Consider the following 12,327-nt stretch of genomic DNA (forward strand, 5'->3'; position numbering starts at 1 on the left):
GTAGCTACCCTTCCACCTGCCGGAATGCTCCCGGCAACAGGTCCCGATACGACGGTATTCCGGCAACCGGGTCGGCGGCGATCACCGCGCCGAGCACCGCGTGGGCCAGGCAGTCGGCCGCCGCGGCGCCCACGGCGGTGGCCAGCGGCGTTTCCGGCGAGAAGGCGGCCGGCAGGTCGGCCGGCGGAGCAACCTCGATCGCGCCGGTGGCCAGGGCGAACACGGTGTCGCCGTCGACCGGGGTGTGCGACGGGCGGATGCTGCGGGCGAGCCCGTCGTGCGCCGTGCTCGCGATGTGCCGGCAGGCCGCCGGGCTCAGCGCGGCGTCCGTCGCCACCACGGCGATGGTGGTGTTCAGCGAGCTGAGCGGGGATTCGAGTGCGGCCAGCGCGGCCACCTGCTCGTCGGGGGGCGTGGTCAGCCCGAACTCGTCGACCAGATAGCTCAGCCACGGCAGGCCGGTGGATTGGTCGACGACGTTGCCCGCGGAGTTCACCGTGACCAGCGCGCCGACGGTCACTCCGGACGCCAGCATGATCGACGCCGTCCCCAGGCCGCCCTTCAGCACGCCCGCGCACGCACCCACGCCGGCGCCGACCGTGCCGACACTGACCTGTGGGCCCGCGGCCGCGCAGGCGGCGTAGCCGAATTCGGCGGTCGGCCGACTGCCCCAGGCGCCGACCTCCAGATCGAAGATCACCGCGGCCGGAACGATCGGCACCACGCCACCTTTCATCGCGACGCCGCGGTCGTGCTCCTCCAGCCAGCGCATCACCCCGTCGGCTGCGGCCAGCCCGTACGCGCTGCCGCCGGCGAGCAACACGGCGTCGATGTAGCGCACGCTGTTCGCCGGGTCGAGCAGGTCGGTTTCCCGGGTGCCGGGGGCACCGCCGCGAACGTCCACGGCGCCCACCGTGCCGGGCGGCGCCAGGACGACGGAGACGCCACTGGCCCAGCCGGTCCCCATGGTCGCGTCCGGATCGAGGCGATGGTGCTGTCCGACGAGAATGCCCGCGACGTCGGTGATCGCGTTCACCGCGATCCCATCAGCGCCACGACGAGATACTCCTGCAACACGGTCAGCCATTGGTAGACGTCGAGGTGTGGCGCCAGCGGATGGTCGTCGGGCAGCCGATCCGGGCCGTCGGGCCCGATGTCGAGCATGGTGCCCAACGCCAGCCGCAAGTCGTTGACGGCCGCGACCCAGGCGTGCGCGGCGTCCTCGGTCAGCTCGAACTTGCCGCCGCCATCCGGCAACGTATCCAAAAGCTGTTGCGCTGCAAGGCGTTTGGTATCGATGATCGCCGGCTCATGCAGGCTGCGCAGCGCGGCGTTCAGGCTGTCGGTCGGCTCGTCGGCGTTGTCGTCCGGCTTGGAGAAATCGGGCAGCAGCCGCTGCAACGTCGCGTTGTCCGGCGGTTCGGAGTTACCGGTCTTGATGCCGGTGATCTTCTCGAGTTCATCTGCCGGCGCAGAGGATTCGCGCTCGTCGAGCAAGCCGATCATGGACACGACCAAATTCTTGAGCAGGGCCGCCTCGTGTGAGTCCAGACCGGACCGGAAACGGGGACCGTCGGCGGTGTCGACCCGCTTCCACTTACGCACCCTTTAGCGATCCTGCTGCATGGTGGCCCACAACCCGGCCGCGTGCAGCTTCGATACGTCGCCCTCCATGGATTCCCGGCTGCCCGACGACACCACGGCTTTGCCTTCGTTGTGGACCTGCAACATCAGCTTGGTGGCGTGCGGTTCGCTGTAGCCGAACAGTTTCTGGAATACATACGTCACGTAGTTCATCAGGTTCACCGGATCGTCCCAGACGATGGTCACCCAGGGCGCGGCAGTGGCTTCAACCGTGTCCGCTTCCCGCTTCTCGGTGGTTCCCGGCTTGGTCGGAGCTGAGGCACCCATGCCTAACAGGATACCGAGGGGCGTCCGCGTAGACCCGATACCGTTGCGATGTGTACTCCGGGCTGCTGACCGACAAGTACGAGTTGACCATGCTGTCGGCAGCGCTGCGGGCCGGCACCGCGGAGCGCCGGTCGACGTTCGAACTTTTCGCCCGCAGGCTGCCCGACGGACGTCGCTACGGGGTGGTCGCAGGTACGGGCCGATTCCTGGAAGCCTTGCCCGAGTTCAGGTTCGACGACGACGCCTGCGAGTCACTGGCGGAATTTCTGGACCGCGACACCCTGGGCTATCTGCGCGACTTCCGGTTCCGCGGGGACGTCGACGGTTACGCCGAAGGCGAGCTGTATTTCCCCAATTCCCCGGTGCTTTCGGTGCATGGCAGCTTCGCCGAATGCGTGCTGCTGGAGACGCTGGCGTTGTCGATCTTCAATCACGACACCGCAGTCGCCTCGGCGGCCGCGCGGATGGTCAGCGCCGCCGAGGGACGGCCGCTGATGGACATGGGCTCGCGTCGCACCCACGAGCAGGCCGCCGTCGCGGCCGCGCGCGCCGCCTACATCGCGGGGTTCGCCGCGTCGTCCAACCTGGACGCCCACCGGCGCTACGGCGTACCGACCGAAGGGACCAGCGCGCACGCCTTCACGCTGCTGCACACCGGCCCGGACGGGCCCGACGAGCCGGCCGCGTTCGCCGCACAGGTCGACGCGCTGGGCGTGGGCACCACGCTGCTGGTCGACACCTATGACGTCAGCACCGGCGTGGACAACGCGGTGGCGGTCGCCGGGACCGGCCTGGGTGCCGTGCGCATCGACTCCGGCGACCTGGGCGTGCTGGCCCGCCAGGTCCGCGCCCAACTCGACCGGCTCGGCGCCACCGGAACCCGCATCGTCGTTTCCGGTGATCTCGACGAGTTCGCCGTCGCCGGTCTTCGGGCCGAACCCGTAGACAGCTACGGTGTCGGCACCTCGCTGGTCACCGGGTCGGGAGCGCCGACAGCGAACATGGTCTACAAGCTGGTCGAGGTCGACGGCATGCCCGTCGAGAAGCGCAGCGCGCGCAAGGAGTCGCACGGCGGCCGCAAAGCGGCGCTGCGGCTGTCCCGTCCGACCGGCACCATCACCGAGGAGATCGTGCACCCCGCCGGCCAACCGGTTGAAAGCAACGACCCGTCGAGGGTGCTGACCGTCCCGCTGGCGCGCCACGGCGAAGCGGTGGCGGACACGGATTTGAGCTCGGCCCGCAAGCTGGTGGCGTCAGGCTTGCGAAGCTTGCCGTGGGAGGGTCTGATGTTGTCGCACGGTGATCCGGCGATTCACACCACGCAGATCCCGGCCCGACGTCCGTAACCGCAGGAGTAGCCACGCCCAACGACGAGCCGGCGCCCGTGACGCAGCTGCTGGCCACCGCGGTGGCGGCACTGGGCGGCAAGGAACGCAGCGGCCAACTGCAGATGGCCACCGCGGTCGCGCATGCCTTCGACAACGGCGAACACCTCGCGGTGCAGGCCGGCACCGGCACTGGAAAGTCGTTGGCGTACCTGGTCCCGTCGATCAGCCACGCGTTGTCCGACGACACCCCGGTGGTGGTGTCGACCGCGACGATCGCCCTGCAACGCCAGCTGGTCAACCGGGATCTGCCTCAGCTTGTCGACGCGCTCACCGACGCGCTTCCCCGCGCGCCGCGGTTCGCGCTGCTGAAGGGTCGGCAGAACTACCTGTGCCTCAACAAGATTCACAACGGCTCCGCGGCCGACGACGAAACGCCCGAGGAGCTGTTCGCGCCGCAGGCGAAAACCGCGTTGGGTCGCGACGTGCAGCGGCTCACCGAGTGGGCGTCGACGACGGAGTCCGGTGACCGCGACGACCTCAAACCCGGGGTGGCCGACCGGTCCTGGTCACAGGTCAGCGTGTCGTCGCGGGAATGCCTGGGCATGGCCCGCTGCCCGTTCGGCACCGAGTGCTTCGCCGAAAAGGCACGCGCGACCGCCGGCCAGGCCGATGTCGTCGTCACCAATCACGCGTTGCTGGCCATCGACGCCGTCTCCGACTCCGCGGTGTTGCCCGAACACTCCCTGCTGGTGGTCGACGAGGCCCACGATCTGGTCGACCGGGTGACCGCGGTGGCCACCGGCGAGCTGACGGCGACCACGCTCGGCGTGGCAGCGCGGCGCATCGCCCGGCTGGTCGAACCCGAACTGACGCAGCGCTGGGAGCGAGCATCCGCGAGCTTCACCGCGGCGATCCACGACGCCCCCGCCGGTCGGATCGACCACCTCGACGACGAACTGGCCACCGATCTCACCGCGCTGCGCGATGCGGCCAGCGCGGCCCGGTCGGCGATCGACCTGTCGCCGTCCGATCCCAAGGCTGCCGCGGCCCGCGCCGAAGCGGTCGCCAGCCTGGCCGAAATCGCCGACACCGCAACGCGGATCCTGGCGTCGTTCGCACCGGCGATCCCCGACCGCACCGACGTGGTCTGGCTGGATCACGAGGAGAATCGGGGCACGACGCGAACCGTGCTGCGGGTGGCGCCGCTGTCGGTGGCCGGACTGCTGCGCACCCGGCTGTTCGCCGACGCCACGGCGGTATTGACGTCGGCGACGCTGACGGTCGGCGGCTCGTTCGACGCGATGGCAGCCGCGTGGGGCCTGGCTGATGCCGAAACACCCTGGAGTGGAATCGATGTCGGATCACCGTTCGAACACGCCAAAGCCGGGATCCTGTACGTCGCAGCCCATCTGCCGCCGCCGGGCCGCGAGGGCACCGGGTCGACCGAACAGCTGAACGAGATCGCCGACCTGGTGACCGCGGCGGGCGGACGAACACTCGGACTGTTCTCGTCGATGCGGGCGGCACGCGCGGCCGCCGAGGCGATGTCCGAGCGGTTGTCGACGCCGGTGTTATGTCAGGGCGACGACAGCACGGCGGCACTTGTCGAGCGGTTCGCCGCCGACGACGTCACGTCGCTGTTCGGCACCCTGTCGCTGTGGCAGGGCGTCGACGTGCCCGGCCCGTCGCTGTCGTTGGTGATCATCGACCGCATCCCGTTCCCGCGGCCCGACGACCCGCTGTTGTCCGCCCGGCAGCGGGCGGTGGCCGCCGCGGGCGGCAATGGCTTCATGGCTGTCGCCGCCAGCCACGCCGCACTGCTGCTGGCTCAGGGCGCCGGGCGGTTGCTGCGTCGCGTCGACGACCGCGGCGTGGTCGCGGTGCTCGACTCGCGGATGGCCACCGCCCGCTACGGCGGCTACCTGCGCGCGTCATTGCCGCCGTTCTGGGCGACCACCGACGCGACGGCGGTGCGGGCGGCGTTGAGGCGGCTGACCACAAGCTACGCCAGCGTGACTAGTCCTAGCTCAGCCTCCGATGCCAGCATCGGATGATGCGGCAATACCCGCACGGTGTAACCGACTGACCCCGCGACCGGCAGCGGGGTCGTCGTGGCGAAAATGTGGTCGCCACCGGCGGCGGTGCCGGTGTACGGCATGTCGACCGTCACCGGATCCAGCAGCGCATCGCCGGTGTCCACCCTGCCGACGACGGCCTGGACCGTCACCTCGTCAGGCCGCAGACCGGCCAGCTGGACGGTCGCGGTCAGCGTCAGCTTCGACCCGAGCACCGGAGTGTCCGGCAGCCCGGTGCTGTCGACGTCGGTGATGTCGATGTGCGGCCACGCCTCGAAAGCGCGACGGCGGTAGTCGGCCAATTCGCGCGCCGGGCCGAAGTCCACCTGGCCGTCGCCGTCGACCGACACCGTGCTGCGCAGCGACTGCGCCGCCGGCAGGTAGTAGCGCTCGGTGTAATCGCGAACCATCCGCGAGGCCAACACTTTCGGGCCGAGGGTCTGCAGGGTGTGGCGCACCATCTCGATCCACCGGCGCGGCGTGCCGTGCTCGTCACGCTCGTAGAACTTCGGCGCCACCGACTTCTCCAGCAGGTCGTACAGCGCGGCCGCCTCCAGATCGTCGCGGCGCTCCTCGTTGGCCACCCCGGAGGCCGACGGGATCGCCCAGCCGTTCTCGCCGTCGAACCACTCGTCCCACCACCCGTCCCGGATGGACAGGTTCAGCCCGCCGTTGAGCGCACTCTTCATGCCCGACGTGCCACACGCCTCCAGCGGGCGCAGCGGGTTGTTCAGCCACACGTCGCAGCCCCAATAGAGCAGCCGGGCCATCGACATGTCGTAGTCGGGCAGGAACGCGATGCGGTGCCGCACCTCCGGCCGGTCGGCGAACTGCACCACCTGCTGGATCAGCGCCTTGCCGCCATCGTCGGCGGGGTGTGACTTGCCCGCCACGATCAGCTGGATCGGCCTGTCCTCGTCGAGCAGCAGACGCTGCAACCGATCCGGGTCGCGCAGCATCAGCGTCAGCCGCTTGTAGGTCGGCACGCGTCGGGCGAAGCCGATGGTCAGCACGTTCGGGTCGAAGGCCGTCGCGATCCAGCCCAGTTCAGCCTCGGGGGCGCCGCGGACCAGCCAGGAACGGTGCAGCCGGGCGCGGACGTCGTCGACCAGCAGCGCGCGCAGTTGTGCGCGGATCCACCACAGGTGACCCGGGTCGACATCGTTGACGCGTAGCCAGACGCCGGGATCGCTGAACGAGTCCGAGCCGAGCAGCTCGCGGCCGAGCTCCAGCCATTGCGGTGCCGCCCAGGTGCGGGCGTGCACGCCGTTGGTGATGGACCCGATCGGCACCTCGTCGGCGTCGAAACCGGCCCACAGATCGTTGAACATGGCCCGGCTCACCTCGCCGTGCAGCAGCGAGACCCCGTTGGCCCGCTGCGCGAGCCGCAGCCCCATGTGGGCCATGTTGAACTTCTCCGGATCGTCCTCGGCGCCCAGCGCCAGGATCCTGGCCAGCGGTACGCCGGGAAGCAACGCCGCTTCGGGCGCGTAGTCGGGGTCCGCTGCGGTGTTGGCGAAATACCGCTGCACCATCTCGACTGGAAAGCGGTCGATGCCGGCGGGCACCGGGGTGTGGGTGGTGAAGACCGTGCTGGACCGCACGACGGTCAGCGCTGTGTCGAAATCCAGGCCGGCGTCGACGAGTTCACGGATCCGCTCGGCGCCGAGGAAACCGGCGTGGCCCTCGTTCATGTGGAACACCTCGGGCGCGGGCAGCCCCTCTATCGCGGTGTAGGCGCGAATCGCCCGGACACCGCCGATGCCCGCCAGGATCTCCTGCCGCATCCGGTGCTCCTGGTCGCCGCCGTACAGCCGGTCGGTGACCCCGCGTACCTCGTGCTCGTTCTCGGGGATATCGGAGTCCAGCAGCAACAGCGGCACCCGACCGACCTGGGCGATCCAGATCCTCGCCCGCAGCCGGGCGGACTCCGGCAGCGCCAATTCGACCAGGGCGGGCGCGCCCGTGCCGTCGGTGAGCAGCCGCAGCGGCAGTCCCTGCGGATCCAGCGCCGGATAGGTCTCGTGTTGCCAGCCGTCGGCCGTCAGCGACTGCCGGAAGTAGCCGGACCGGTAATACAGCCCCACCGCGATCAGCGGCAGTCCGAGATCCGATGCGGATTTCAGATGATCGCCGGCCAGGATTCCCAGGCCGCCCGAGTAGTTCGGCAACACCTCGGCCACGCCGAACTCCATCGAGAAGTACGCGATCCCGTTGGGCATCGCGACGCCGTCGCTCTGCTGGTGCTGGTACCACAGCGGGCGGTTCAGATAGTCGTCGAGCTCGGCCGCCAATTCGTCCAGCCGGTTCAGGAATTCGCCGTCGAGGGCCAGCTCGTCGAGCCGGGCCGGGCTCACCGCGCCGAGCAAAGCAACGGGATCCTGGCGACACTGTGCCCACAGCGCCGGGTCGATCGTCTCGAAGAGTCGCTGCGTCGGCGTATCCCAGGACCATCGCAAGTTTGTGGAGAGCTGTTCCAGCGCCGCCAGGCGTTCCGGAAGATGGGCACGGACCGTGAACCGACGCAGGGCTTTCACGCGTCATTACCTTACTGACGCGCAGGCGGGGTTCGCCCACCGAACGGTCCGCGCCACCCGGCCCCGGGTGTGGTCCGACACTACGGTGGGTATTGGGCGCACAGGGCTTTCGAAAGACGAGCGCTGCTCGCGCCCAGAACGACAACGGACAAGCGGAGACTCACAAAGGAGTAGCGGTGCCCGGTCGTGTCGAGATCGATGACGTCGCCCCCGTCGTATCGTGCGGTGCCTACCCGGCGAAAGCCGTGGTCGGCGAGGTGATACCGGTTCGCGCGTCGGTCTGGCGGGAAGGCCACGACGCCGTCGCGGCAACTCTCGTGGTGCGTTACCTGGGGCCGCGCTACCCGCTGGCCGGTGAGACGCGGCGGCTCAAAGCGGTGCAGGCACCGGTCAAGGCGCCGACGGCGGCCGCACCCGACGCCGACCCGGTCGTGAAGGTCAAACCGCTGCACGTCGCGATGACCCCGGGCCTCGAGCCGTTCGTCTTTCACGGCGCGTTCACGCCGGACAGCGTCGGGTTGTGGACGTTTCGGGTCGACGGGTGGGGCGATGCCATTCACACCTGGCGGCATGCCGTCGAGGCCAAGCTGGACGCCGGACAGGGCGAGAACGAGTTGTCCAACGACCTGCTGGTCGGCGCGCGATTGCTGGAGCGCGCTGCGGCCGGAGTGCCGCGCGCCCGGCGCGACCCGTTGCTGGCGGCCGCGACCGCGCTGCGCACCCCCGGCGACCCGCTGACTCGCGCCGCACCGGCGCTAAGCCCCGAGGTCGACGAACTGCTGACCCACTACCCGCTGCGGGAGCTGGTCACCCGCGGCGAGCAGTACGGGGTGTGGGTGGACCGACCGCTGGCCCGCTTCGGGTCGTGGTACGAGATGTTCCCGCGCTCGACCGGCGGCCGGGACGCCGACGGCAATCCGGTGCACGGCACGTTCGCCACCGCGGCGGCGGCGTTGCCCCGCATCGCGCAGATGGGCTTCGACGTGGTGTACCTGCCGCCGATCCACCCGATCGGCAAGGTGCACCGCAAGGGCCGCAACAACACCGCGACAGCAGTGCCCGGCGACGTCGGATCGCCGTGGGCTATCGGCAGCGACGAGGGCGGTCACGACGCGGTGCACCCGCTACTCGGCACGATCAAAGACTTCGACAAATTCGTGGCCGCGACCAACGAACTGGGCATGGAAGTCGCGCTGGACCTCGCGCTGCAATGCGCGCCCGATCACCCGTGGGCGTCTCAGCACCGCGAGTGGTTCACCGAATTACCGGACGGCACAATCGCTTACGCGGAGAACCCGCCGAAGAAGTACCAGGACATCTACCCGATCAACTTCGACAACGACCCCGCCGGGCTGTACGACGAGGTGCTGCGCGTGGTGCGGTACTGGATGGACCACGGCGTCAAGGTGTTCCGTGTCGACAACCCGCACACCAAGCCGCCGAACTTCTGGGCCTGGCTGATTTCTCAGGTCAAAGCGGTCGATCCGGATGTGCTGTTCCTGTCCGAGGCGTTCACTCCGCCGGCTCGCCAATACGGTTTGGCCAAGCTGGGATTCACGCAGTCCTACACCTACTTCACCTGGCGCACGGCCAAGTGGGAGCTGACCGAATTCGCTCAGCAGATCCCGGCGATCGCCGACTTCCGGCGGCCCAACCTGTTCGTCAACACCCCCGACATCCTGCATGCGTCGTTACAGCACGGCGGCCCCGGCATGTTCGCGATTCGTGCCGTGCTGGCCGCAACCATGAGCCCGACCTGGGGGCTGTACTCCGGCTTCGAACTGTTCGAGGGCCGCGCCGTCGTCGAGGGCAGCGAGGAGTACCTCGATTCCGAGAAGTACGAACTGCGCCCGCGCGACTTCGCCGGTGCACTGGCAGCGGGGCGATCGTTGGAGCCATTCATCGCACGGCTGAACAGTATTCGTCGACTGCACCCCGCACTCGAGCAGTTGCGCAACATCACCTTCCACACCGTCGACAACGACGCGCTGCTGGCCTACAGCAAGTTCGATCCGGCCACCGGCGACTGCGTGCTGGTCGTTGTGACGCTCAACGCATTCGGGCCCGAGGATGCGACCTTGTGGTTGGACATGGCCGCGTTGGGTATGGAGCACCACGAGCGGTTCTGGGTGCGAGACGAAATCACCGGCGAGGAATATCAGTGGGGAGCAGCCAACTACGTGCGTCTCGATCCCGGCCGGGCCGTCGCCCACATCATCAACATGCCGCTCATACCGTCCGAAGCACGAATCCCGCTGCTGAGCCGGAGGTGACGCTGCGATGAAGTCCAGCAACCAACTCGCCAAAGCACATTTGGCGCCCGAACCCGGCGACCTGGCTCGCCTGCTGGCCGGTGAGCACCACAATCCGCACGGCATCCTGGGTGCCCACGAATACGGCGACCACACGGTCATCCGGGCGTTCCGGCCGCACGCCACCGACGTCGTCGCACTCATCGGCGACGACCGATTCCCGCTGCAGCACATCGACTCCGGTTTGTTCGCCGTGGCGCTGCCATTCGTCGATCTCATCGACTACCGCCTCGAGGTCCGCTACGACGGCGGCGAGCCGCGTGCGTTCGCCGACGCCTACCGCTTCCTGCCGACGCTGGGCGAGGTCGACCTGCACCTGTTCAATGAGGGTCGTCACGAGCGACTTTGGGAGGTGCTCGGCGCACATCCACGTTCGTTCACCACCGCCGACGGCGCGGTGGACGGTGTGTCGTTCGCGGTATGGGCGCCGAATGCCAAGGGTGTCAGCCTGATCGGCGAATTCAACGGCTGGACCGGCAACGACGCCCCGCTGCGGATGCTCGGCTCATCAGGGGTGTGGGAGTTGTTCTGGCCCGGGTTTGCGCACGACGGCTTATACAAATTCCGGGTGCACGGCGCTGACGGTTCGGTCACCGACCGGGCCGATCCGATGGCGTTCGGCACCGAAGTGCCCCCCCACACCGCGTCCCGGGTGACCGTCAGCGACTACCACTGGGGCGACGACAACTGGATGGCGGAGCGCCCCAAGCGCAATCCGGTGTTCGAGCCGATGAGCACCTACGAAGTCCACCTCGGCTCGTGGCGGCCGGGCCTGTCCTACCGTGACCTCGCCCGCGAGCTCACGGAATACGTTGTCTCACAGGGATTCACTCATGTCGAGATGCTGCCGGTCGCCGAGCACCCGTTCGGTGGATCCTGGGGATATCAGGTCACGTCGTATTACGCGCCGTCATCGCGGTTCGGCGCGCCCGACGAGTTCCGGGCGCTGGTCGACGCGCTGCACCAAGCCGGTATCGGCGTCATCGTGGACTGGGTTCCCGCCCACTTCCCCAAGGACGCCTGGGCGCTCGGCCGTTTCGACGGCACACCGCTCTACGAGCATTCCGACCCGCGGCGTGGTGAGCAACTCGACTGGGGCACTTACGTCTTCGACTTCGGCCGCTCCGAAGTCCGCAACTTCCTGGTGGCCAATGCGCTGTACTGGCTCGAGGAATATCACGTGGACGGCCTGCGGGTCGACGCCGTCGCCTCGATGCTCTACCTCGACTATTCCCGTCCCGAAGGCGGGTGGACGCCGAACATCTACGGCGGCCGGGAGAACCTGGAGGCGGTGCAATTCCTGCAGGAGATGAACGCGACGGCCCACAAGGCCGCACCCGGGATCGTGACGATCGCCGAGGAGTCGACGTCGTGGCCCGGGGTTACCAGGCCGACCAGCGTTGGCGGCCTTGGCTTTTCGATGAAGTGGAATATGGGTTGGATGCACGACACCCTCGACTACATCGGCCGCGATCCGATCTACCGCAGCTACCATCACCACGCGATCACCTTCTCGATGCTCTACGCCTTCAGCGAGAACTTCGTGCTGCCGATCAGCCACGACGAGGTCGTGCACGGCAAGGGCACGCTGTGGGGGCGGATGCCGGGCGAAGATCACGCGAAGGCGGCCGGGCTGCGCAGTCTGCTGGCCTACCAGTGGGCACACCCGGGTAAGCAGTTGCTGTTCATGGGTCAGGAATTCGGCCAGCGCGCCGAATGGTCCGAAGAACGCGGCCTGGACTGGTTCCAACTCGACGAGAACAGCTTCTCCACCGGCATCACCCGCCTGGTGGGCGACCTCAACTCGATCTACCGCAGCCATCCGGCGTTGTGGAGCCAGGACATCAAGCCGGAGGGCTACTCCTGGATCGATGCCAACGACTCCGCGAACAACGTGTTGAGTTTCCTGCGCTACGGCAGCGACGGCTCGGTGCTGGCATGCGTGTTCAACTTCGCCGGCGCCGAACACAGCGGATACCGCCTCGGCCTGCCCTGTGCCGGGCGGTGGCGTGAAGTGCTCAACACCGACGCCACCGTCTACAACGGCAGCGGGATCGGGAACCTCGGCGGCGTCGACGCGACCGACGACCCGTGGCATGGCCGTCCGGCGTCGGCGGTGCTGGCCTTGCCGCCCATGTCGGCACTGTGGCTGGCACCCGAGTAA

8 protein-coding genes are annotated in these 12,327 nt (G+C 68.5%); 4 read left to right on the forward strand and 4 right to left on the reverse strand.

Translation table 11 applies throughout. From position 1 onward, the window contains the following. Positions 1-4: 4 nt before the first annotated feature. From G6N27_RS08565 to clpS, 3 genes are read right to left on the reverse strand one after another with little or no spacing between them, the layout of a single operon-like run. The gene (locus G6N27_RS08565; protein ID WP_163775952.1) at positions 5-1,036 is read right to left on the reverse strand and encodes a P1 family peptidase; all 1,032 of its coding nucleotides are present in this window, start codon (positions 1,034-1,036) and stop codon (positions 5-7) included. Further along, positions 1,033-1,605 carry an oxidative stress transcriptional regulator AosR gene (aosR, locus tag G6N27_RS08570; protein ID WP_163775953.1) on the reverse strand — a complete coding sequence of 191 codons (573 nt, stop codon included), beginning with the start codon at positions 1,603-1,605 and terminating at the stop codon, positions 1,033-1,035. Before aosR ends, G6N27_RS08565 begins: the two co-directional genes overlap by 4 nt. Positions 1,606-1,608: 3 nt before the next feature. After that, complete coding sequence (clpS, locus tag G6N27_RS08575; RefSeq protein ID WP_163775954.1) at positions 1,609-1,911, reverse strand: ATP-dependent Clp protease adapter ClpS; 303 nt, start codon at positions 1,909-1,911, stop codon at positions 1,609-1,611. 89 nt (positions 1,912-2,000) lie between these two features. Here clpS and G6N27_RS08580 point away from each other — a divergent pair, with 89 nt between their 5' ends. After that, positions 2,001-3,257 (forward strand): nicotinate phosphoribosyltransferase, encoded by a 1,257-nt coding sequence (locus G6N27_RS08580; RefSeq protein ID WP_232065029.1) that lies wholly within the window; start codon positions 2,001-2,003, stop codon positions 3,255-3,257. Positions 3,258-3,295: 38 nt separating this feature from the next. Next, positions 3,296-5,293 carry an ATP-dependent DNA helicase gene (locus G6N27_RS08585; RefSeq protein WP_163775956.1) on the forward strand — a complete coding sequence of 666 codons (1,998 nt, stop codon included), beginning with the start codon at positions 3,296-3,298 and terminating at the stop codon, positions 5,291-5,293. On the opposite strand, the gene glgP is transcribed toward G6N27_RS08585, so the two are convergent. After that, positions 5,242-7,851: an alpha-glucan family phosphorylase gene (gene glgP / locus G6N27_RS08590; RefSeq protein ID WP_163775957.1), complete on the reverse strand. Its 2,610-nt coding sequence runs from the start codon at positions 7,849-7,851 to the stop codon at positions 5,242-5,244. The two genes, G6N27_RS08585 and glgP, sit on opposite strands and share 52 nt — an antisense overlap. Positions 7,852-8,027: 176 nt before the next feature. On the opposite strand from glgP, the gene G6N27_RS08595 reads away from it, so the two are divergent. Then, complete coding sequence (locus G6N27_RS08595; RefSeq protein ID WP_163775958.1) at positions 8,028-10,124, forward strand: alpha-1,4-glucan--maltose-1-phosphate maltosyltransferase; 2,097 nt, start codon at positions 8,028-8,030, stop codon at positions 10,122-10,124. 7 nt (positions 10,125-10,131) lie between these two features. Further along, complete coding sequence (gene glgB / locus G6N27_RS08600) at positions 10,132-12,327, forward strand: 1,4-alpha-glucan branching protein GlgB (protein WP_163775959.1); 2,196 nt, start codon at positions 10,132-10,134, stop codon at positions 12,325-12,327.

Origin of the sequence: Mycobacterium cookii (assembly GCF_010727945.1) — a bacterium.
GTDB classification, from domain to species: domain Bacteria; phylum Actinomycetota; class Actinomycetes; order Mycobacteriales; family Mycobacteriaceae; genus Mycobacterium; species Mycobacterium cookii.

Bases quoted from the DNA above. Each gene is read 5' to 3' on its own strand.
- clpS (WP_163775954.1), bottom strand. From the start codon at position 1,911: ATGGGTGCCTCAGCTCCGACCAAGCCGGGAACCACCGAGAAGCGGGAA.
- glgB (WP_163775959.1), top strand. From the start codon at position 10,132: ATGAAGTCCAGCAACCAACTCGCCAAAGCACATTTGGCGCCCGAACCC.
- G6N27_RS08580 (WP_232065029.1), top strand. From the start codon at position 2,001: ATGCTGTCGGCAGCGCTGCGGGCCGGCACCGCGGAGCGCCGGTCGACG.